12 protein-coding genes are annotated in these 20,928 nt (G+C 71.0%); 1 reads left to right on the top strand and 11 read right to left on the bottom strand.

Annotated features, from left to right (window positions below):
* The 11 genes from BN1701_RS12715 to BN1701_RS35505 form a co-directional block, all read right to left on the bottom strand.
* The gene (locus BN1701_RS12715) at positions 1-2,877 is read right to left on the bottom strand and encodes a type I polyketide synthase (RefSeq protein ID WP_054048569.1); all 2,877 of its coding nucleotides are present in this window, start codon (positions 2,875-2,877) and stop codon (positions 1-3) included.
* The gene (locus BN1701_RS12710) at positions 2,874-6,284 is read right to left on the bottom strand and encodes a non-ribosomal peptide synthetase (RefSeq protein ID WP_054048567.1); all 3,411 of its coding nucleotides are present in this window, start codon (positions 6,282-6,284) and stop codon (positions 2,874-2,876) included. Before BN1701_RS12710 ends, BN1701_RS12715 begins: the two co-directional genes overlap by 4 nt.
* A 4-nt stretch (positions 6,285-6,288) precedes the next feature.
* Complete coding sequence (locus tag BN1701_RS12705) at positions 6,289-6,564, bottom strand: phosphopantetheine-binding protein (protein WP_054048565.1); 276 nt, start codon at positions 6,562-6,564, stop codon at positions 6,289-6,291.
* A 10-nt stretch (positions 6,565-6,574) separates the two neighbouring features.
* The gene (locus BN1701_RS12700) at positions 6,575-8,854 is read right to left on the bottom strand and encodes a polyketide synthase (protein ID WP_172803238.1); all 2,280 of its coding nucleotides are present in this window, start codon (positions 8,852-8,854) and stop codon (positions 6,575-6,577) included.
* Entirely contained in the window at positions 8,847-12,008 is a 3,162-nt protein-coding gene (locus BN1701_RS12695; RefSeq protein ID WP_054048562.1) for a non-ribosomal peptide synthetase, read from the bottom strand. The genes BN1701_RS12700 and BN1701_RS12695 overlap by 8 nt, the downstream gene beginning before the upstream one ends.
* Before the next feature lie 162 nt (positions 12,009-12,170).
* Entirely contained in the window at positions 12,171-13,424 is a 1,254-nt protein-coding gene (locus BN1701_RS12690) for an MFS transporter (RefSeq protein WP_054048560.1), read from the bottom strand.
* Positions 13,425-13,578: 154 nt separating this feature from the next.
* Positions 13,579-14,421, bottom strand: a complete 843-nt coding sequence (locus tag BN1701_RS12685) for an aminoglycoside phosphotransferase family protein (RefSeq protein ID WP_054048558.1) — start codon at positions 14,419-14,421, stop codon at positions 13,579-13,581.
* Between the two features lie 8 nt (positions 14,422-14,429).
* The gene (locus tag BN1701_RS12680) at positions 14,430-15,251 is read right to left on the bottom strand and encodes a response regulator transcription factor (RefSeq protein WP_255364625.1); all 822 of its coding nucleotides are present in this window, start codon (positions 15,249-15,251) and stop codon (positions 14,430-14,432) included.
* A gap of 153 nt (positions 15,252-15,404) precedes the next feature.
* Positions 15,405-16,268 (bottom strand): sporulation-delaying protein SdpB family protein, encoded by an 864-nt coding sequence (locus BN1701_RS12675; RefSeq protein WP_054048554.1) that lies wholly within the window; start codon positions 16,266-16,268, stop codon positions 15,405-15,407.
* A complete protein-coding gene (locus BN1701_RS12670; RefSeq protein WP_231949841.1) occupies positions 16,256-16,705 on the bottom strand; it encodes a hypothetical protein in 450 nt (149 codons plus the stop codon). The genes BN1701_RS12675 and BN1701_RS12670 overlap by 13 nt, the downstream gene beginning before the upstream one ends.
* Positions 16,706-16,835: 130 nt before the next feature.
* A complete protein-coding gene (locus tag BN1701_RS35505; RefSeq protein WP_157367955.1) occupies positions 16,836-16,973 on the bottom strand; it encodes a hypothetical protein in 138 nt (45 codons plus the stop codon).
* 198 nt (positions 16,974-17,171) lie between these two features.
* On the opposite strand from BN1701_RS35505, the gene BN1701_RS12665 reads away from it, so the two are divergent.
* Entirely contained in the window at positions 17,172-20,171 is a 3,000-nt protein-coding gene (locus tag BN1701_RS12665) for a BTAD domain-containing putative transcriptional regulator (RefSeq protein ID WP_054048549.1), read from the top strand.
* The last annotated feature ends 757 nt before the right edge of the window (positions 20,172-20,928 follow it).

The raw sequence follows: 20,928 nt of genomic DNA, 5'->3' as shown, positions 1-20,928 counted from the left end.
TCATTTTCCTTCCCCGTTCTGGATCAGCGTCGCGAGGGTGCGTGGCGTCGGGGCCGCGCTGAGGTCGGCGATCGACACCGCCACACCGAACTTGCGCCGCACCTGCGACACCATCCGGATGAACAGCAGCGACTCGCCGCCCACCTCGAAGAAGCCGGTGTCGGCGGTGATCTCCGTGCCGCCCAGCAGGGACCGCCACAGCTCCAGCACCCGGTCCAGGACCGAGTCGGCCACCGGTGCGGAAGCCTCCGGTGCCGCCGCGACCGGCTCGGCGTCGAGCCAGTGCCGCGTGCGGGCGAAGGGGTAGGTCGGCAGCGCGACCCGGGCCGCCCCCCGGCCCGCCCGGGTCGCCTGCCAGTCCACATCCACCCCGAGCGTCCACAGCGTCCCGGCGGTGGTGAGCACGTCGCAGCCGCCCGCGCGGGCGGTGCGCCGCGGCTGAGTCGCGATGACGGTCTTGCCTTCGGCCCGCTGGTTCTGCCTGGTCATGCCCGTCAGCGCGGTGCCGGGGCCGACCTCGACGAACACCACGGTGTTCAGGTCGGCGGCGGTCGCGACGGCATCCTGGTAGCGCACCGGGCTGCGCAGCTGCTCCGGCCAGTACGCGGCCTCGCGGACCTGCCCGCGCGGCAGCAGCCTGCCGGTGACGCTGCTGATCACGGCACACGACCGGGACCGGTGGGTGACCTCAGCGGCTACCCGGCCGAGCTCGTCGGCCGCGTCGGCCATCATCCGCGAGTGGAACGCCCGGCTCGCGGGCATCGTGCGGTGGGTGACGCCCGCGGCGTCCAGCCGGGCGCGCAGCCTGTCCAGCGGGTCGACCGGACCCGCCACGACGGTGACCTCCGGCGCGTTGACCGCGGCGATGTCGAGTTCGGGGAACTCGGCCAAGTGCGCGCGGACGTCGGCCTCACCCGCCATGACCACGGACATGCCGCCCTCGGGCGCGTGCTGCATGAGCCTGCCGCGGGCCACGACCAGCCGCAGGGCGTCCGCCAAGTCGAGTTCATCGGCCAGGCAGGCCGCGGCGTACTCGCCGACAGAGTGGCCGATGAGGGCCGCGGGCCGGATGCCACAGGACAGCAGCAGCCTGCCCAGGGCGTATTCGTGCAGGACAAGGGCGGGCTGGGTGATGTCGGTGCGGTGGACAAGGTTCTCGGGGTCGTCGCCGACAAGCACGTCGCGCAAGTCGATCCCGAGAGACTCGCGCAGGAAGTCCGCGCCGCGGTCGATGTCGGCACGGAACGACGGGTAGCGCTCGTACGGTCCCTTCGCCATGCCCGCGTATTCCGCGCCCTGGCCGGGCAGCAGGAACACGATCTTGGCGCGGCGCAGCGGCTCGCGGCCTTTGGCCGAGCGCAGCCGGTCGAGGGCGGCGGGAACGTCGTCGGCGGCGACGGCGAGCCGGTGGGTGAAGTGCCTGCGGTGTGACTGCAGAGTCATGGCCACGTCGCGCACGTCGAGGTCGGGTCGCACGCGCAGGTGCTCAGCCAGCCGGTCGGCCGCCTCGCGCAATGCCTCGGGAGTGCGCGCCGACAGGGTCAGCAAGGCCCCTCGCGGTCCGCCTGCCTGCTCGGGAACCGGGGCGGGCACGTGCTCCTCCAGGACCACATGGGCGTTGGTGCCGCCGAGCCCGAATGAGCTGACCGCCGCCCGGCGCACGCCGCCGTCGGCGACCTCCCAGTCCCGGCCGACCGCGTCGACGGTGAACGGCGTCGACCCGTCGAGCAGTTCCGGACGGGGCTGCTTGAGTCCGGCCAGCGGCGGGATCTGCCGGTGGCGCAGCGCCAGCGCGGCCTTGATCAGGCCGGAGACACCCGCTGCCGCGTCGAGGTGGCCGATGTTGGCTTTGACCGAGCCGAGGAAACAGGGCTGGTCGGCACCGGCGAACACCTCGCTGAGCGCGGACAGTTCGATCGCGTCGCCCATCTCCGTCGCCGTGCCGTGCGCCTCGATGTAGCCGATGGTGCCGGGCTCGACGCCCGCGTCCCGGTAGGCGCGGGTCAGTACGTCGATCTGGCCGGTGATGCCCGGCGCGGTGTAGCCGACCTTGGCCCCGCCGTCGTTGTTGATCGCAGAACCCTTGATCACCGCGTGGACGGTGTCGCCGTCGCGGATGGCGTCGTCGAGTCGCTTGACCACGACCATGGCGACGCCGTTGCCGGGCACGGTGCCGTTCGCGTCGGCGTCGAACGGGCGGCACACGCCGTCGGGCGAGGTGATTCCCTTGGTCTCGTAGAGGTATCCGGCCTGCTGCGGCACCGCGACACACGCCCCGCCCGCCAGCGCGACATCGGAGTCACCCGTGCGCAGGCTCTGGCAGGCCAGGTGCACCGCGACCAGCGACGTCGAGCACGCCGTCTGCACGGTGACCGCGGGCCCGCCGAGGTTGAGCCGGTAGGCGACCTTCGCGGCCAGGTGGTCCTTCTCGTTGCCGAGCACGACCGAGAGCAGGCCGTGGGTGTCGACCAGTCCTGGCTGCGCGAGCACATGGTTGAGCAGGTAGTAGTTGAAGCCCGCGCCCGCGAACACGCCCACCCGGCCGAAAGGCTCCTCACCGGCCAGATTGCCGGACTCCAGCGCCTCCCACGCGGTCTGGAGCAGCAGCCGGTGCTGCGGGTCCATGATCGCGGCCTCCGCAGGCGCGATGCCGAAGAACTCCGCGTCGAACAGGTCCGGGTCGGCCACGGTTCCCCGTGCCGGGACGTACGCCGGGTCGTCCAGTTGGCTTTCCGCCACGCCTGCGGCGATCAGCTCGCCGCGGGTCAGCTCGGCGATCGTGACGCGCCCGGCCGCGATGGCCGACCAGAACTCGTCGACGTTCGCCGCGCCGGGGAAGCGGCCCGCCATCCCGACGATCGCGATGTCGTGCTTCATGGGGTCACTCCTGCGGTCTGTAGGTGCCTGGCCAGCGCCCGCACGGTCGGGAATCGGTAGAGGTCGGTGAGCGGCAGGGGCCGTCCGCCGAGGCCGCGCTGGATCAGCTTGCGGGCCACAGCCAGGCTCAGACTGTCGCCGCCGACGTCGAAGAACGCCTCATCGAGGTCGAAGTCGTCGGTGCCGAGCGCTTCGGTCCACGCCGCGGTCACCAGGTCCTCGATGTCGATCACCGAGGCAGGCTGGTCGGGCGCGGCTTGCTCCACTGTGGACGATCCGGTGGCGAGTGCGCTCAAGGCGCGCAGGTCGACCTTGCCGTTGCGGTCCAGAGGGAACTCCGCGACGGTGAACCACCGCTGCGGCCGGGCGGAGGGCGCGAGGTCGGGCTCGACGGCCTGCCGGGCGGCGGCCTGCGGGTCCGTGTCGGCGACGGCCTTGACCGCGGCGCACAGCCGGGCCGCGGTCGTGCCCGCGTCGGCGAGGAACACCACGGCGTCGAGCACGCCGGGCTGTTGCTTGATGCGCCGTTCGACGTCGACCAGTTCCACCCGGTGCCCGGCGATCTTGACCTGCCGGTCGTTGCGGCCGAGGAACCGCAGCCGCCCGTCGGTGCCCCAGCGGACCAGGTCGCCTGTGCGGTAGACCCGCCGACCGAGCGGGGCGTGGGATGTGAAGGAGGCCGCGGTTCGGTCAGGGTCGCGCAGATAGCCGTCGGCCAGGCCCTCGCCGCCTGCCAGCAACTCGCCGACAGCCCCGGGTGGGACGAGCCTGCCGGCCGGGTCGACGATGTAGAGGTCGGTGCCGCGCACCGGGCCGCCGATGGGCAGCGGATCGAGCACCTCGGCGGCCGAGTCGATCGGGAACGTGGTGGTGAAGGTCGTGTTCTCGGTCGGCCCGTAGCCGTTGGTGACCCGAAGTCCGGGGCAATGCGCGAGGACCCGCCGCACATGGGCGGGGGAGACCACGCCGCCGCCGGTGAAGACCTGCCGCAGGCCGCGCAGTGCGTCGGGCCGGTGGTCGGCGACGAGGTGGAAGAAGCCGGAGGTCAGCCACGCGTGGGTCACCGGCGCGGTGCGCAGGAACTCGGTCAGGTCCTTCGGGGTCGGGTCGCCCGCCGGGTACACCGTCACCGCGTTGCCCGCGGCGAGTGGGACCAGCAGCTCCAAAGTGGACGCGTCGAACGCCAGCGGGGCCAGCCGCAGCATCCGCGACTCGGCCGCGTCGGCGATCATCGCCGGGTCGGCGGCCAGCCGGAGCACCGCGCGGTGCGGGACGACGACGCCCTTGGGCACGCCGGTCGAGCCCGAGGTGAACGAGACGTACGCGGCGCGGCCCGGATCGGCGATCGGGGACGGCAGATCATCGGCGCCGCGAGCGTCGAGGTCGACCAGCGCGCACTCGGCGATCCCGGCGAACTCAGGTGCCGCGGCGACATCGCCGACCCGGGCCCGGGGCGCGGTCGCCTCGGCCAGGTGGGCACGCCACTGCGCGGTGGCCGACTTGTCCACCGCCACGTAGGCCGCCCCGAGCCGCACGATCGCCAGCACGGCGACGGCCTCGGCGGCGGAGCGGGTCACTTCCAGGAGCACACGGTCACCCGGGCCGACCCCGCACCCGTGCAGCAGAGCCGCCTGCGCGGTGGCGCGATCGTGCAGGTCCGAGTAGGTCAGGGTGCGGTCCCCATCGGTCACCGCCGGAGCGTCCGGTGTGGACTCGGCGTGCCGAGCGAAGGCGCTCCACAGGTCGTCGGCGGTCTCGAACGAACCGCCCGCACCCAGCTCGCGGAGGCGCCGGGCCTGGCCGCCGGACAGTCCGGTGATCGCGCCCAGCCGGGTCGTGGTGTCGCGGGCCAGGTCGGTGAGCACCGCCTGGAACGACTCGACGAGTTCACCCGCGTCCGCCGCGGTCACCACGGAGGTCGCGTACTCCAGGGCCAGCCGGGGCTCGGTCGACCAGGACTGGAGGTAGAGCAGCGCGTCGAAGACGCTGCCGTGGCAGTGGCCTTCATGGACGTGCCAGGTGTCGCCGCCCGCGGCGAAGGCCTCGGGCACGAGTTCGTGGTGGGCGGCGAAACCGACCTGGGCCAGCGGGTTGCGGCCAAGCTCGCCGGTGAGTTCCAGCAGGCTGACCACGTTCTCGAACGGCAGGTCCGAGTCGGCGATCGCGGCGGCGACGGCCGCCGAGGCCGCCTGGACGAAGGTCCCGACGGTGCTGTCGTCGGTGGTGCGGCAGCGCACCGGCACGACCCGCGTGCACAGGCCGACGATGTCGGCCATGCCCGCCTCGAACCGCCCGGAGGCGGGAACGCCGAGCACGACGTCGTCGACCCCGGCCCGCCGCGCCACCGCGAGCGCCCAGGCCGCCATCAGCACCGATGTCACGGTCGCCTGCCCCCGCCGGGCCAGCGTCTCGGCCGCGGCGGTGGCCTGGGCGGACAGCGTGAACACCAGTCGAGCACCCCGGCCGTCGGACTCGGCGACCGGCGGGAGGTCGGTCGGCAGGGTGATCACCGACGGCGCGCCGTCGAGCCGGGCGGCGACCCGCGACATCGCCGCGTCCAGCGCGCCGGACGCGGTCACCGCGGCGAGCCGGGTGCCGATCCAGTCCGGCGACGCGGCGGCGGGCTTCGCCACGCCCGCGTACAGGTCGACGAAGTCGCGCCACAGCACGCCGACGCCCCAGCCGTCGATGAGCACGTGGTGCACCAGCAGGGTCAGCAGGCCGCGGTCGCCCGCCGTGGTGTGGACGAACACGACCGGCGGCTGGTCGAACGGGTGCAGCAGCTCGGCGCTGTCGCGGACGTAGAGCTCGTGCACGGTGCGGACCGCGTCGCCGCCCGCGGGCAGCGTCTGCAGCAGCAGCCGCGGCTGGTGCGGCGCGGGCAGGACGACCCGCTCCACGCCATGGGGAGTACGGGTGAACATCGTGCGCAGCGACTCGTGCCGGGCGGCCAGCGCGGTCAGCGTCGCCCGCACGCGGCCGAAGTCCAGCGGCGCGGTGGACTCCAGGGTGAACATGAGGTGGTACGGCAGATCCTGGCCGAGCACGTGCGCGGCGAGCATTGCCTTCTGACCTGGCAGCAACGCGCGGTGGCTCGGCCCGCGGTCCGGGTCGGCGGGCGGCGGCGCGGTGTCGACGAACACGGCCGCGTCGGCCAGTGCGTCGGCGAGCGGGTCGGCCGAGAGCACCCTGGCGATGTCGGCGTCCCGACCCAGCCGCCGCTGGCCCGCCGCGACGAGGCCGATGGCCTGCAGCGACGTGCCGCCCAGCGCCACGAACGACTCGGTGCGCACGGCGCCGGCCACATCGTCCTCGGTCATCGCGAGGATCTCGGCGACCAGCGGCAGCCACGCCGCCAGGTCGTCGGCTCTGAAGGTGACCGGATCGGCCACGGGTGCGATCGACATGGGACTAGGACACCGCTTCCGTCTCGGCCGCGGGCTGGTCCTGCGGGGCGGTGCGGGCGATCTCCCGCAGGTCGGCGTAGCGCGGGTTCTCCAGCACGTGGCCGAACATCACCGCGAGGTTGAGTTCCTGGCGGATCAGGGTGCTCAGCCGCAGCGCGCTCAGCGAGTGACCGCCGAAGTCGAAGAAGTCGTCGTTCTCGTCGACCTCGTCGACGCCGAGGACCTCCATCCAGAGCTGCTCGAACTCCGCTTCCCAGGTCTTGCTCTTGGTGTCCTGCATCAGGCTTGCCTCACTGTGTGGTGGTTGCTGTCGCCGCGGGTGCGTCGAAGTAGTGGCGCGTGGCCGCGAACGGGTAGGTGGGGACCGGCACCCGGCCCCGGGAGATGTCGTGGACCGTCGCCCACGGCCCGCCGATGCCCAGCTCCCACAGCGCCCCGACGGCGGTAAGCAGTCGGGAGTGCCGGTCGGTCGGGGTGGCCGCGGCACCGCTCGGCAGGTGCGCGGTCACCGCGGTGCCGATCTCGATCCAGGCCGCGGGCTTGAGTTGCCCGACGGTCTCGGCGAGCGCCGAGCCCGCAGGCGTATGGAGCAATGCACGCAATCGGTCGAGATCGGTCGCTTCGGCTTCAGTCAGTTCCTGACCGGCAGGCGAGTACAGCGGGACCCGGGGCGCCCGAGGGATGATCCGGGCGTCGGCGAGGGAGCCGGTGACCAGTCCGAGACCTTCCGGGACGGTCAGCACACCCGCGGCGCAGGCCGCGGCGACGGCACCGACGCCGGTGCCGAGCAGCGCGTCCGGGGACACGCCTCGGCCGCGCAGGGCGGCAGCGAGGGCGGTCGACGCCAGGAACCGCTCGACCCGCCTGCGCTCCTCCTCGTCCAGTTCGACCCCGCTGGTCCGCAGCGCGCCGACGCCGGTGTCGATGATGTCGCGGTACACCGGATCGCCGTCGTAGTTCGGCCGGTTGCCGGTCAGCTCGCCCTCGCCGGTCATGGCGAACACGACGCCGTTCCCCTCGGTGATCCCGGCCCGCATCGGGACCCGCCCCGGGTCCTGGCCCGTGACATAGGCGGCGCGGAACGGCAGCTCGGTGCGGCCGGTGCGCAGCGTGTAGGCGATGTCGGCCAGCTCGGGGTGGGCGGCGTCATCGACGAAGGCCGCGACGCGGGCCAGGCTCTCGCGGGCCGCGGGCTCGGTCTTGGCGGACACCATGATCAACTCGGCCACGCGCCTGCGCCTGCCGGGCCCCCGCGTTGGCGCCTCCTCCAACACCACGTGGGAGTTGGTGCCGCCGATGCCGAACGCGCTGACCCCCGCGCGCCGCACGCCGTCGATCGGCTCCCACGGCCGGGCCTCGGACGGCACCGAGAAGACCGAGTCGGCCAAGCCGAGCGCGGGGTTCGCGGTGTCGAAGTGCGCGACCGGCGGGATGGTGTGGTGGCGCAGGGCGAGCGCGGTCTTGATCACGCCGACCACGCCCGCCGCGGTGTCCAGGTGCCCGACGGTCGACTTCAGCGCGGTCAGCGCGCACGGCGCCCGGTCGGGCCGGTCGGTGTCGAACACCTGCCGCAGCGCGGCGACCTCGATCGGGTCGCCCAGCGCGGTGCCGGTGCCGTGGGTCTCGATCAGCCCGATCGTGTCCGGGTCGACGTCGGCGACCTCCAGCGCCGCGGCGATCACCGCGGCCTGCCCGGTCGGGCCGGGAGCGGTGAACCCGGCTTTGCGGGCGCCGTCGTTGTTGACCGCCGAACCGGCGATGACGGCGTAGACCGTGTCGTGGTCGCGCAGGGCGTCCTCAAGCCGCTTCAGCACGACCATTCCCGCGCCGTCGGCGGGGACGGTCCCCGCGGCCTGGCTGTCGAACGTGCGGCAGCGGCCGTCGGGGGAGAAGATACCGCCCGGCTCGTGCAGGTGTCCGCGCCGCGTCGGCGGCGCGATCGTCGCCCCGCCCGCCAGAGCGACGTCCGCGTCGTAGGTGAGCAGGCTCTGGCAGGCCAGGTGCACCGCGACCAGCGAGGTCGAGCACGCGCTCTGCAACGTCAGCGCCGGACCCTGCAGATTGAGCTTGTAGCCGATGCGGGTGGCGGCGAAGTCCTTGTCGCTGGAGATCACCAGCTGCAGCCCGCCCGCGGCCTTGAGCGCGCGCTCGTTGGGCCACAGGTTGTCCAGCAGGTATACGTTCATGCCGGTGCCCACGTAGACGCCCGTCCGGTTGCCGTCCTGGGCGACGGGGGAGAGCCCGGCGTGCTCCAGCGCGCTCCACGCGCACTCCAGCAGCACCCGCTGCTGCGGGTCCATGAGGGCGCAGTCCTGCGGAGAGTAGCTGAACAGCCGCCCGTCGAACCGGTCGGCGTCGGACAGGATCCCGCGCGCGGGCACGAAGTTGGGCTGGTCGACCAGGTCGGCGGGGACACCCCAGCCGAGTAGCTCGTCGCGCCCGAAGAAGCTGATCGAGTCGACACCGTCCCTGATATTGCGCCAGAACAGGTCCAGGTCCCGGTTCGCTCCTGGCACCCGGACCGCCATCCCGACGATCGCGATCCGGCCCGCTTCGATGTCCTCAACCACGGTCGCCACCTCCCTTTCCCTTGCGCCGCTCGGCCAGTTGCAGTCGGCCCGCCCTGCGCTGCTCGACATGCGCCGTCGGTTGCACGGACGCGGGCCGGAAGTGGGCGGCGCACGCCGCGACGGTGCCGGACCGGAACAGGTCGGTCACCGAGATCATCAGACCGTCCGCGGCCATCCGCTCGTGCATGGTGATCAGCGCGAAGCTGTGCCCGCCCAGGTCGAAGAAGTTGTCGTTCAGGCCGACGTCCGAAGTGGACAGAACGTCCATCCAGATCCGCCGGATCCGCTCCTCCAGCGAGGAAGCCTTTAGCGGCGCGGGCGCGGCGACGGTCGCGGTGTTCTCGCTGAGCAGGCGGCGGGTGTCGACCTTGCCGTGTTGGGTCAGGGGGATCGCCGCGACCACCACGATCCGGGTCGGCACCATGTAGCCGGGCAGAACGCCTCGGACATGGGCGCGCAGATCCCGTTCCGCGTCCTGGTCCAGCGCGCCGCAGACGAACGCGGCCAGTTCGTCGCCGTCGGCGGCCACCGCGCACGACTCGACGCCCGGGTGGCTGAGGAAGGCCCGTTCGACCTCGCCGCACTCCACCCGGTGGCCGCGCACCTGGACCTGGCTGTCGTTGCGGCCCAGGTAGACCAGCGTGCCGTCCGGGCTCCACTTGACTACGTCGCCGGTCCGGTAGATCACGCCGTCGCCGAACGGGTTCGGCAGGAACCGCTCGGCGGTCAGACCAGGGTTGTCCAGATAGCCTTTAGCCACCAGCGGACCGCCGATATACAACTCGCCGGGCACGGTGATCCCAACCGGCCTGCGCTGCACATCAAGGACATAGCAGCGGCCCGACGGCAGCGCGACGCCGACGTTCCCCTCTCGCACGGCCCCGAGGTCGGCGGTGGGCACGGAGACGATCGTGACGTGGATCGTGCCCTCGGTGATCCCGTACATGTTGACGAACACCGTGGGCAGCCACGGCGCGGCGGCGGTCAGCGCCGCCACCCGCGACCAGCTCAGCGCCTCCCCGCCCAGGACCACGTGCCGCAGCGCGGAGGTGCCCTCGTCGATCAAGTCGAGGTAGGGCGGCAGCACCCGGTAGAGCGAGCCCGGGGTCTGGCTGAGCATCGAGACGTTCTCGTCGCGCACCAGCCGGGCCAGGCGGGCCGGGTCGACCAGGTCGGCCTGGTCCGCGACCACCAGCCGGGCGCCCGTCGTCAGCGCGCCCCAGACCTCCCAGACGGAGAAGTCGAAGGAGAAGGAGTGCGCGCACAGCCACACGTCGTCCGCCGAGGTGTCCAGCCCGGCCGGGGTGGGCGCGAACAGCGCGTTCAGCCCGGCGTGGCTCACCATGACGCCCTTCGGGACACCCGTCGAGCCCGACGTGTAGATGACATACGCGAGGTCATCGCCGTCCGGGATGCCCTGGGGCGCGATCGGACCGTCCGCGGCGAACACGTCGAGAACCGTGCCGTCGGCGACGAGTTCCGCGGCCAGATCGAGCGTGTCGGGCTCGGCGAGCAGCACCCGCGTCGAGGCGCCTGCCGCGATCAGGTCGAGTCGGTGGCGCGGGTACTCCGGGTCGAGCGGGACGTAGGCCGCGCCCGCCTTCCAGATGCCCAGGATCGCCGCGACGACGGCAGGGGAGCGGCGCAACAGCAGGCTCACCCGGTCGCCCTTGGCCACCCCGGCCGCGGCGAGTCCGGCGGCGACCCGGTCGGACCACTGGTCGAGCGCGGCGTAGCCGAGGTCGCGGCCCCGGTGCCGGATGGCGACCGCGTCCGGGACGGCCTCGACCTGGTCGAGGAACCGCCGCAGGACCGACGGGTGGCCGGTCTCGAACGCGGCCCCGTCGACGAGCCGGGCGCGCTCCCGCGCGCCGAGCATGTCCGGCTCGTCGACGGAGTCCACAATGGAGGTGAGGAAAGTCAGGTAGTGGTCGAGCAGCGTCGTCGCCGTCGCCTCCTCGAACAGTTCCGTGCTGAACTCGGCGCGCAGGAACGGGATGTCGGTGGACACGTCGAGGGTGACGCCGATGTCGAACTTGGCCGCGTCGATCTCGACGTCGACCTCGGTCAGCTTCAGCCCGGCCAACTCGGGGAACGCGAACGGGAAATTCTGCACCGTCAGCGCGGTCTGGAACAGCGGCGCGCGGCTGAGTTCGCGCTCGCCCGCGGCCACGTGCACGATCTGCTCGAACGGCACGCTCTGCCAGGAGAACGCCGACAGCGACGCCACACGCACTCGGCCGACCAACTCGGCGAACGTCGGGTCTCCGGACAGATCCACGCGGATCGGCAGGGTGTTCACCAGGCAGCCGACGAGCGACTCCTCACCCTCCTCCATCCGGTTGGCCACCGGGACGCCCACCACGATGTCGTCCTGGCCGGTGTACCGGGAGAGCACCGACGCGTACGCGGCCAGGCTCACGGTGAACAGCGTCGTCCCGTGCCCCTTGGCCCAGTCGGTCAGCCGGTCGACAAGGTCCTGGTCGAGCTGCCTGCGCACGACCGCGCCCAGGCAGCCCAGCACCCGCGGCCGGGGGAAGTCCGTCGGCATGGCCAGCGTCGGCGCCCCGTCGAGTTCGTCGCGCCAGAAGCCCAGACCCGCGGCGTTGTCCGTCCACTCGGCACGCTGGTCCCGCGCGTAGTCGAGGTACGCGGGCGCCGGATCCGCGTGCTCGGCGCCGTTGTACGCCGCGGCGAGGTCCTTGAGCAGCAGGCCGACCGACCAGCCGTCACAGGCGATGTGGTGCAGCAGGACCACGAGCCCGTGCTGGTCCGGCCCCCACGACCGGACCCACACGCGCACCAGCGGTCCCGAACCCAGTGCGAAAGGCACTTTCGCCTCGGTCGCGACCAGCTCGGTGAGCTGCTGTTCCTGACTGACCGGGTCCGCCCATGCGACGGTCTGGACGGAGATCTCCGGCTCCGCGGTCGGGTGGATGTGCTGCTCCAGCACGCCGTCGACCATGTGGTAGGTGGTGCGCAGTGAGTCGTGCCTGGCGACGACGGCGCGCAGCGCGTCGGTCAACGCGTCGACCCGCAGGTCGCCGTCGACGCGCAGGGCGAAGGCCACCACATACGCCGGGTTGCCGGGTTGCAGCTCGTTGAGAAAGTACAGCCGTTCCTGGGCGAACGACGCGCGACCGGTGAGAACCATAGGGAAATGGTGCGGTCGAAGGATTCCCGCCCGACAGGTTGTCCATGTCCGAGACACCCGGGAAACCCTCCTCGTTCACCGGGAAGCGACGGGACGGTTCGGACGCAACGAAAAGCCCGGATGGCGCCAGGCGGGCGCCATCCGGGCTTGTGTAGGGAAATGTCAGGCCGCGACCACGTCGCCGACCTGCTCGGGTTGCGTGGCGGCGAGCCTGCGCTCGCTGTACCGCGCCACCGGAGTGATCACCGACGCGGCCACGAGGACCATGGCCGCGACCGCGACCCAGCCCCAGAACCCGAAGGCCACCACGATCCCGGACAGGATCGCCGGTCCGATGATGTTCTGGGTGATGACGTGCAGGTCGAACGCGCCGAGGTACTCGCCTTGGGCGTGTTCCGGCGCCAGCCCGAAGCCGAGCCCCCACGCCGAGGCCGCCTGCATGATCTCGGCGACCGACAGGATGAGAACGGCGGCCACGATCGTCGCCGACACGAGCACGACGTTGTCCGCCAGCGCCGTTGCGGCGATGATCAGCAGACCGCCTGCCAGCCAGTATCCGGACTTCCGCGCGGTGTTCGACGCGCCCGCGACAGTCTCGGCGCCCTTGCTCGCGCGGACCTGGAACAGGATCACGAACACCGTGTTGAAGATCAGCAGCAGCGGGATCAGGAAGTGCGGGACGGACGTGCGGTTCAGTGCCCACAACGGAAGCGCGACCAGCAGGACCGTCATGTGCGAGGCGAGCACCATCGACACGCCGATCACGCCGAGGAACGGCAGGTCGCGCACCGCGGCGAACCGCTTGACACCACTGGGAATCGGCTTGGACTCGCCCTCAGGGAGCCGGGTGACGAGGATCGCGGCGACGATCATCAGCGCCGCGGTGGTCAGCGGGATCACCACGAGCAGCTTCGGGCTCAGCGCGGCCGCCGCGGCCACCCCGATGCCGACGCTGAAGCCGATGTTGAACACCGACCGCATCATCGCCTTGAGTCGGACCCGTTCCTCCGGTGCTACGAGGGTGCCCATCAATGCGCTGTTCGTCGGACTGGTGCCGTACTCCAGGAAGCCGACACACATCACCAGCACGTAGAACTTGGCCGCACTGTCCACAACGGAGTAGAGGCCGAAGCCGATCGCGAGCAGGACGAACAGGATGCACAGCAGCCTGCGCCTGCTCATCCGGTCGGCGATCATGCCGAACACGATCGATGAGACGAGTCCGGCGAAGCCCGCCGCGGACAGGCCGAGGCCGACCTGGCCCGCGCTCAGCCCCACGTGCAGCGTGAAGTAGACAACGCTGCCGGAGATGAACACGCCCTTGCCGATGGACTCGGCGAGCCGGATCGCGATGAGCTTGCGGCGCAGCGGGTCGGGCGGGATGACTTTCGCGAACAAGCCTGCGAGGCTGGGCATGGGTGCACGTCCTGGGTCAAAGGGATTCGGTGAAGGCAATGGTGAGGTCGCCCGGTTCCCGCCGGCAGTGTGTGCCAGGGCCTGACCCGGGAGATGTACCCGGGAAAACGGGTACTCCGCCGACGGGAACCGGGAACGATCCGCTGCTAGCCGGTCAGTACTCGCCGCGGCCGAACGCGCTCAGTTCGGCGGAGTGCCCGGGGTTGCTGACGTGGGTCGCGCCGATCGGGGCGGTCACCCGACACCACTTGTCGAGCCGCTTGACGTCGATGTCCGCCGCGGCGGACAGCTCGTCGCGCCTGCGGACCATCTCCGCCCGGTCGAGGCCCTCCAGGACGTAGTCGACCGCGTCGAAGCACGGGTCGCCCGCACAGGCCATCGGGTCGATGGCGACCAGGCCCTTGTCGTCGGCGGTCAACACGTTGCCCAGGTGCAGGTCGCCGTGCAGCAGCACGGTGTCGGTCGGCTCGGTCAGCAACTCGTCACGCAGTTCCCGCGACCGGGTGAGGTCCGCGCCGCGCTTGGCCGCGGAGCTGAACAGCACCTCGATCCAGTCCGCCAGCTTTCGCGGCGCGGCGGCAGGGTCGCCCGCCGAGTGCAGGTCGGTCAGGAACCTGGCGTAGTCCTGCGGGGACGGCGGCTCCGGTAACTTCTCCACCAGCGCACCCGGCCGGATCGCCGCCAGCAGCACCGCGCCCCGAGTCGCGGCGAGCACGGCGGGTACTCGGCCGCTGGGTGCGAACTGGCGCAGCATCGCGGTCTCCTCGCCCACCGAGTAGGCGTCGGGGGACAGCTTGAGGATCGCGTCGCCCTTGGGGCTCAGGCAGCTCAGCACCACCGACGAGTTTCCGGACTTGAACTCGGCTCCGATCTCCAGTTCCCATTCCTCGGCCAGCGCCGCCACCTTGTCGGGCAGACCTGGCACCCAGCGGTGAGTCGCCTTGCCGAAGCGGGGTTCGAGCCGGGCGGCGATCGCGTCGAGATCCAACACTGACATCAACTCTCCTACGAGGTGGCCATCGCCGCCGGGGTTCGCCCGGCGAGCGGAACTGGACGGGGGAACGGCCGCGGCGCGGTGCGCACGAGTTCGAGCGGCGGCCCGCCCGCTCGGCCGCGGCGCAGGCCTTTGGCGAGGTCGATCGCCTCGGACCGGCTGGTGACGTGCAGCTTGCCGAAGATCGTGGAGATGTGGTTGGCGATGGTCTTGGGGGACAGGTGCAGCTGAGCGGCGATCGCGGCGTTGCGCATCCCGGCCACCATCAGCTCCAACACGTCCTGCTCGCGCCCGGTCAGCTCCGGAAAGAGGTCCTGGTGCCGGGCCGCCCGGCTGCCGATGCGGCTGATGAGCCGGTCGGCGATCCCTGGCCCGAGCACGGCGTCGCCATGGGCGAGGCATTTGACCGCGCGCACGATGCCGTCGTCGGCGCAGTTCTTGAGCAGGTAGCCCCGCGCGCCTGCCTGAACGGCGGCGACCACGGTGTCCTCGTCGTCGACCGCGGTGAAGACGAGTACCGCGGTGGCGGGCACGGTGCGCGCCAGCTCGCGGATCGTCGCGTCGACCTCGCCGCCCGGCAGTTGCGTGTCCATCACCACCACGTCCGGCTGGTAGAGCACCGCCAGTCGAGTGGTGTCACGGGCGGTCGCCGCCTCGGCGACGACGGTCATCTCCGGTGACCGCGCGAGCAGCGCCGCCAGCCCCCGCCGCACGATCGGCTGCACGTCGGCCAGTAATATGGTGATTCTCCCCGATTCCAATACATCCCCCTCCACTGCGCGGTCCCGCCCTGGGTCCGCGTGACCTACCTCGGATACGAGGTACCTGATCATTTCCCCCGAGTCAGCCCCGGAATGGACACGGCTCATCGGCGGCGGGATCAAGCCGCCGCGGTGAAAGTCAAACAATGGCCTGCATCGGGTCTGCATCGGCGACCAATGCACAGCAAGAGGGATATCGGGTCGACGCCGAATGGTGTGACGGGGTCAGCGCGATCTGGTGTGGGCGATCGTGAGCACCGAGATCATCACCAGGCCGAAGCTGATCAGCCCGAACGCCACGGCGAATGCCGTGTGCAGCGCGATACCGCAGGTCAGGGCCACTGTCCTGGTTCGAGGGCCGCCAAGGATCGCCACCGCGATGACCACTTCGAGCACTACCGCGCCCCAGGTCAGCGCGAGCACCAGTCCTGGGACCGACTCGACCAGGCGAAGGAACCCTTCAGGGGCGCCGAAGTAGGCGTCCTGCATGGCGTAGTGCACCGCGGTGCCGTCCCGCCAGATCGACTCGGTCAGCTTGGCGACCGCGGCGTGTCCGTAGATGATCGCGACCTGTAGCCGCAGCACCAGGTGCGCGGCGTACGCCGAACCGCCTGACCAGGGCGCGAGCGGCGCCGTGGGTGTCTTCCAGTGCCAGCGCCGGTGGTCTCCGACGCAAAGTGGGATGAGCAGCAGCGTCGCCACCTGGGCGGCCCGGTCGCCGCCGTTGGGGAGGTACACGCTGACACCGATGCTGACAGTCGCGTACCAGTGCGGCACGCACGTCCAGCGCGGTCGATAGCCCACCACGACCAGGACCAGGACGAACACGGTCGCCACGCGAGCGATGGTGAGCGCCGCCGGACTGCCACCGCCGACGCACCAGAGCGACAAGGAGCGCAGACCGTCGCAGCGGGGGCCGTCCGGCTGGGCGGTCAGGTAGGGGAACAGCGCCGAGTCCGGGGTCGCCACCACGACGGACAAGGTGGCGAGGGCGAGCATCGAGCGGCCCACCGCGTACCACGGGGTTCGAGGGTCGAACCGGGCCGCGTCAGCCAGGACACGGGTGCGGAGCCGAGCTAGCGGGGGCACGTCAACTCCACCGAGGCGACCTCGCTGATGAGCCTGCTCGTCCCCGATCCCCAGGGCGCGGGGCGTTCCCGCGCCAGCAGCGCCTGCCCGCACGCCGTGATGACACGGAGGGGAGCGGTGATCCGGGTGGGTGGGTTCCCGTCCAATGGCGGGCGACAGGTGTCGATGTCGGCGCCGCCGCAGGGCCGCCAGCGCTCTCGGGGGACGAGAGCGCCGACGGCCGCCAACTCGATGACCTCGCCGTTGACCACGCGCCGCAGGCCCCACAGGTGCTCCGGGTCCGCCGCTTGGTGGGTAACCGCTGCCTGCCTGCCCGATTGGTCGGGCTGATAGAGCACGACGAAACTCGCAGTGTCCGTTCTTGAGTAGAACGCCCACCCCTGCGGCCAAATGACCTGATGCGTTTTCGCCTGTGCGCTGATCCAGTCACCGACCATCGCGGACGGAAACTGGCTCAGCATTGTCACAGCGAGGAGAACGGCCAACGCGGCGGCGGTGGTGATGAATCCACGTGTGGCCGCGGCGTGGTCGGTCGGCGTTTCCTGACCGTCGATTATTAACCGCGTCTCAGCAGAAACAGGGCGCGTTAATGGCCGTGACGTCGCCAGTCTGGTCCGGCGCCCCTTCGGCCGCCGCGCCGATCAGGGTGGCCACGACCAGGGCCGCGGCGGCCAGTAACGCGCCGATGAACGCGGGCTTTCTCATAGCTGATTCACTCCAATAGAGTAACTTGCCGCGACGATTCGGTCGCGATGCGTGGAGATCTCACACCAGGACGCACGGCGCTGTCAACGCCCGCTACCGCAGATTAGTGAATCTTGCGCGAAGACGGGTTGTCTGGGTCTTACAATGCGTCGTCGTTCGCTGGTGCTGGGTGACGAAGCTGCCCGGGGGAGAATAGGTGTGAGGTACCGGATCCTCGGTCCGCTGGAGGTCGTCTCGGCGGGAGACCGTCTGGAATTGTCGGGGGAGCGGCAGCAGAAGCTGCTCGCGCTGCTGCTGGTGAACGCCAACTCGGTGGTCTCCTTCACCAGGCTTGTCGACGAGCTGTGGGACGACCCTCCCCAGACAGCGAAACGGCAGGTCTACAACTCGGCCGCGGCGTTGCGTCGAGTGCTCGCCGACGACCTGGCCACCAGTGCCATCGGCTACCAACTCGACGTCGCGCCCGGCGACCTGGACGCCGATGCCTTCCGCACCGACGTCGCCGCCGCCGAAACCGCGGCCGCCGAAGGCCGGACCATGGACGCGGTACAGCTGCTGCAGCAGGCATTGGCCATCTGGCGCGGGCCTGTCCTCGACGGCCTGGACACCGCGATGCTGTGCCGGGCGGCGGACGGCCTCCGGGAGGAGCGGCTGATCGCCACCGAGCGGCTCGCTCGGCTGCGGCTGGACCTCGGCGAGGTCGGTTCGCTGCTGGGTGACCTCGCTCCGCTGGTCGCCGAACACCCCCTGCGCGAGTCTCTGCGCGCCACGCTGATGATGGCGCTGTGCCGCGCGGGCCGGTCGGCGGACGCGCTGACAGTGTTCGAGGACGGCCGCAAGGTGCTGGCCGAGGAACTCGGCGCCGACCCAGGGGTCGAACTCCGGCGACTGCACGGGGAGATCCTGCGCGGCGACAACCCACCGCGGCCCGCGTCCGGGTCGTTCCTGCCCTATGACTGCTCGGACTTCACCGGCCGCAAGGCCGAGATCCGACGCCTGGTCGAGGCCATCGCCGACGTGCCGGACCGGGCCCCCGCGATCGTGGCGATCGACGGCATGGGCGGGGTCGGGAAGACCACGCTCGCGCTGCACGTGGCCCACCAACTGGCCTCCGCGTACCCCAATGGACAGTACTTTGTGGACCTTCGCGGCTTCACCCTCGACGACGAGCGGGTCGCGCCGTCGGTCGCTTTGGAGACACTGTTAGGCCAGGTCGGGGTCGCTCCGGAGGCGATCCCGACCAGCCTGGACGCGCGCCGGGACCTGTGGCGGTCGAAGATCGCCGGACAGCGGGTGATCGTGGTGCTGGACAACGCCGCCGACGCCGCGCACGTTCGCCCGCTGCTCCCCGGCGCCCCGGGGACCGTCGCCATCATCACCAGCCGAAGGCAGCTGCTTGCGCTGGAAGGCGCCGTGCCGCTGTCGCTGACCGCGCTGCCCGCCGCCGACGCGGGTGAACTGTTCACCCTCATCGCGGGTCCCCGCCGGGTCGAGGGCGGGGCCGCCGCCCGTGCGGAGGTCGTCGAGCTGTGCGGCAGGCTGCCGCTGGCGATCCGGATCGCCGCGTCGCGGTTGCGCCACCGGCCGGGCTGGACGGTTTCCCACCTGGCCGATCATCTGCGGGACACATGCAGGCGCGCTCGCACGCTGACCGTCGACGACCGCAGCGTCGCGGGCGTGCTCGGCTGGTCCTACCAGCACCTCTCCCCGGTGCAGCAGCGCGTGTTCCGGCTGCTGTCACTGGCACCAGGCCCCGATATCGACGCCTACGCCGCGGCCGCCGTCGCCGACCTGCCCCTCTTCGACGCCGAGCAGGCGTTGGAGGACCTGGTCGACTGCAACCTGCTCGACCAGCGCACCGCGAACCGCTACTTGATGCACGACTTGCTCAAGGACTGCGGCCGGGCGCTGGCCGAGTCGAGTGACACCGCCGCCGACCTGACCGCGGCGCGCGGCAGGCTGTTCGACTACTACCTGCACCTGGCCGACGTCTGCTGCCGCCCGCTCACCATGGGCAGGCAGCGGTTCGAGCCGGAGCTGCGGTACCGGCCCGCGGTCGTCCCTGCGTCCACATCGGACACCGACGACGTCGACCGGCTCAATCGCGAACACCGCAACATGGTCGCCGTGGCCCAGTTCGCTGCCACCCACGACTGGCCCGGCCACGCCTGGCAGCTCCCCTGCCTGCTCACCCCGTACTTCGTCCAACTGGGCTACCGCGCCGACTCGCTGGAACTGTTCGACGGTGCGCTGCGGGCGACTCGGCGCCTCGGCCACCGCCGGGGCGAGTCCATCGCCTTGGCCAGCATGGCCCGCGCGAAGCGTGAACACGGTGGGCACAGCGAGGTGATGGCCCTGCTGGACCAAGCGATCGCCATCAGCGCGGATCTCGGCGACGACATGCTCCTCGCGGCGCAGAAGAGCGATCTCGGCGAGATCCAGTTCCGGGCGGGCCTGCTCCGCGACGCGGGCGCCAACTTCGCCGACGCCAGAGACTTGGCCCTGCGCGCGGGCGACGTGGAGAGCCAGGTCAACTTCACCCTCAACCTCGGCGTCATTCAGTGCAACCTCGGCGATTTCACCGCGGCCCTGGACAGCTTTGCCCAGGCTCAGGCCCATTACCAGCGGACCAACCGGACGACCGGCGAGGTCGTCGCGCTGATCAACATCGGCTGGGTGTCCCACGCCAAGGACAACGATGAGCACGCCGCCGACCACCTCCGCCGCGCCGTGGCCCTCAGCCGCGGCATCGGCTTCACCCGAGGCGAGGGCTTGGCCCTGGCCTGGCTCGGCGTCGCCCTGCGTTGCCTCGGCAGGCTCGGCGAAGCCATCGAAACCGGCTCGGCGGCGGTCACCGTCGTCCACCTGGCAGGCATGCGCGAGGCGGAGTGCGACGCCCTCATCGGCCTTGCCGAGTCCTACTTCGCCGCGGGAAAGCCAGACCTGGCCCGCTCGACCGTCACCAAGGCCCACACGATGGCCCTTGACGGCGACCTTTCCCTGGCTGAGGCTCGCGCCGAGGAATGCCTCGCCCACCTGGCCGCGGCCGAGGGCGACGACACCCGAGCACGCGACCACTGGCGCCGCGCGTTGGCGATGTATCCGACCGAGTCCGCCGAGGCCGAAAACCCCCGTGTCCACCTCGCCGCGTCCGAGGCGACCTGCCAGCGCTGTCGCGGTCGCGGCTTGACGAGGTGAGCTTGGCGTTCTGCCCGTTTGGCGCGGTTGTACGGTTTCGGTGACCACCGAGATCTACACGCACCTGCTCAAACCCGCTGCGAGGGAAGCGGTCGACGCGATCGCCAAGGTCCTCGCCGCAGCAGAAGCTGCTTGACGACATCTGCGTCCACAGTGCGAAGCACCTGCACGCTCGTCGCGGTCCCCGACTACGGGCGGTCTGAGCCGTGGTCCAAGTCTGGTCCCCAAGTGGTCCCCAAGGCCGTTCGGGAACGATCTTGGCCATGATCGTCCACATGGAACGCGAAAGCCCCCTGAACTGGGTAAACATCCAGTTCAGGGGGCTTTCGATCGACCGTCGGGCTGACAGGATTCGAACCTGCGACCCCTTGACCCCCAGCGGCGCCCCGATCACGCGCTGACCTGCGGAAACGCTGCATCCGTGCTGCGGATTGGTTCTGTTGGCGACGGTTCGGGTCAGGTGCCGTCAATTCTAGACCGCTTAGATCTCCAGTTTCGCTCCTGAAGGCGCAAACGCTTGGTATGCGGGGCAGCGCTGAATCATCGAACCCAACAGCGTGCCGGCGTTGATGTCGCGGATCTCGTAGTTCATCGACCCGATGGCGCACGCCTGGGTCCAGGTGAACCACGCGGGTCCGGCGGTTGTCGATGCATTCGGTGGTGGGCTGCGTTGATCACAGGTTCGTGTCAGGGGCGGGACTCGGTGTTGCCGGTCAAGCAAGATCGCCCGCTCGCGACTGGAGCGGACGATCTTGCC

Source organism: Alloactinosynnema sp. L-07, from assembly GCF_900070365.1.
GTDB lineage: Bacteria > Actinomycetota > Actinomycetes > Mycobacteriales > Pseudonocardiaceae > Actinokineospora.
The sequence above is the reverse complement of the archived record's forward strand: the minus strand, read 5'-3'. Positions and strand labels throughout refer to the sequence as shown.

Coding starts and splice junctions, on each gene's coding strand:
- BN1701_RS12715 (WP_054048569.1), bottom strand. CDS start 2,877: ATGAAGCACGACATCGCGATCGTCGGGATGGCGGGCCGCTTCCCCGGC.
- BN1701_RS12710 (WP_054048567.1), bottom strand. CDS start 6,284: ATGTCGATCGCACCCGTGGCCGATCCGGTCACCTTCAGAGCCGACGAC.
- BN1701_RS12705 (WP_054048565.1), bottom strand. CDS start 6,564: ATGCAGGACACCAAGAGCAAGACCTGGGAAGCGGAGTTCGAGCAGCTC.
- BN1701_RS12695 (WP_054048562.1), bottom strand. CDS start 12,008: ATGGTTCTCACCGGTCGCGCGTCGTTCGCCCAGGAACGGCTGTACTTT.
- BN1701_RS12690 (WP_054048560.1), bottom strand. CDS start 13,424: ATGCCCAGCCTCGCAGGCTTGTTCGCGAAAGTCATCCCGCCCGACCCG.
- BN1701_RS12685 (WP_054048558.1), bottom strand. CDS start 14,421: ATGTCAGTGTTGGATCTCGACGCGATCGCCGCCCGGCTCGAACCCCGC.
- BN1701_RS12680 (WP_255364625.1), bottom strand. CDS start 15,251: ATGATCAGGTACCTCGTATCCGAGGTAGGTCACGCGGACCCAGGGCGG.
- BN1701_RS12670 (WP_231949841.1), bottom strand. CDS start 16,705: ATGGTCGGTGACTGGATCAGCGCACAGGCGAAAACGCATCAGGTCATT.
- BN1701_RS35505 (WP_157367955.1), bottom strand. CDS start 16,973: ATGAGAAAGCCCGCGTTCATCGGCGCGTTACTGGCCGCCGCGGCCCTG.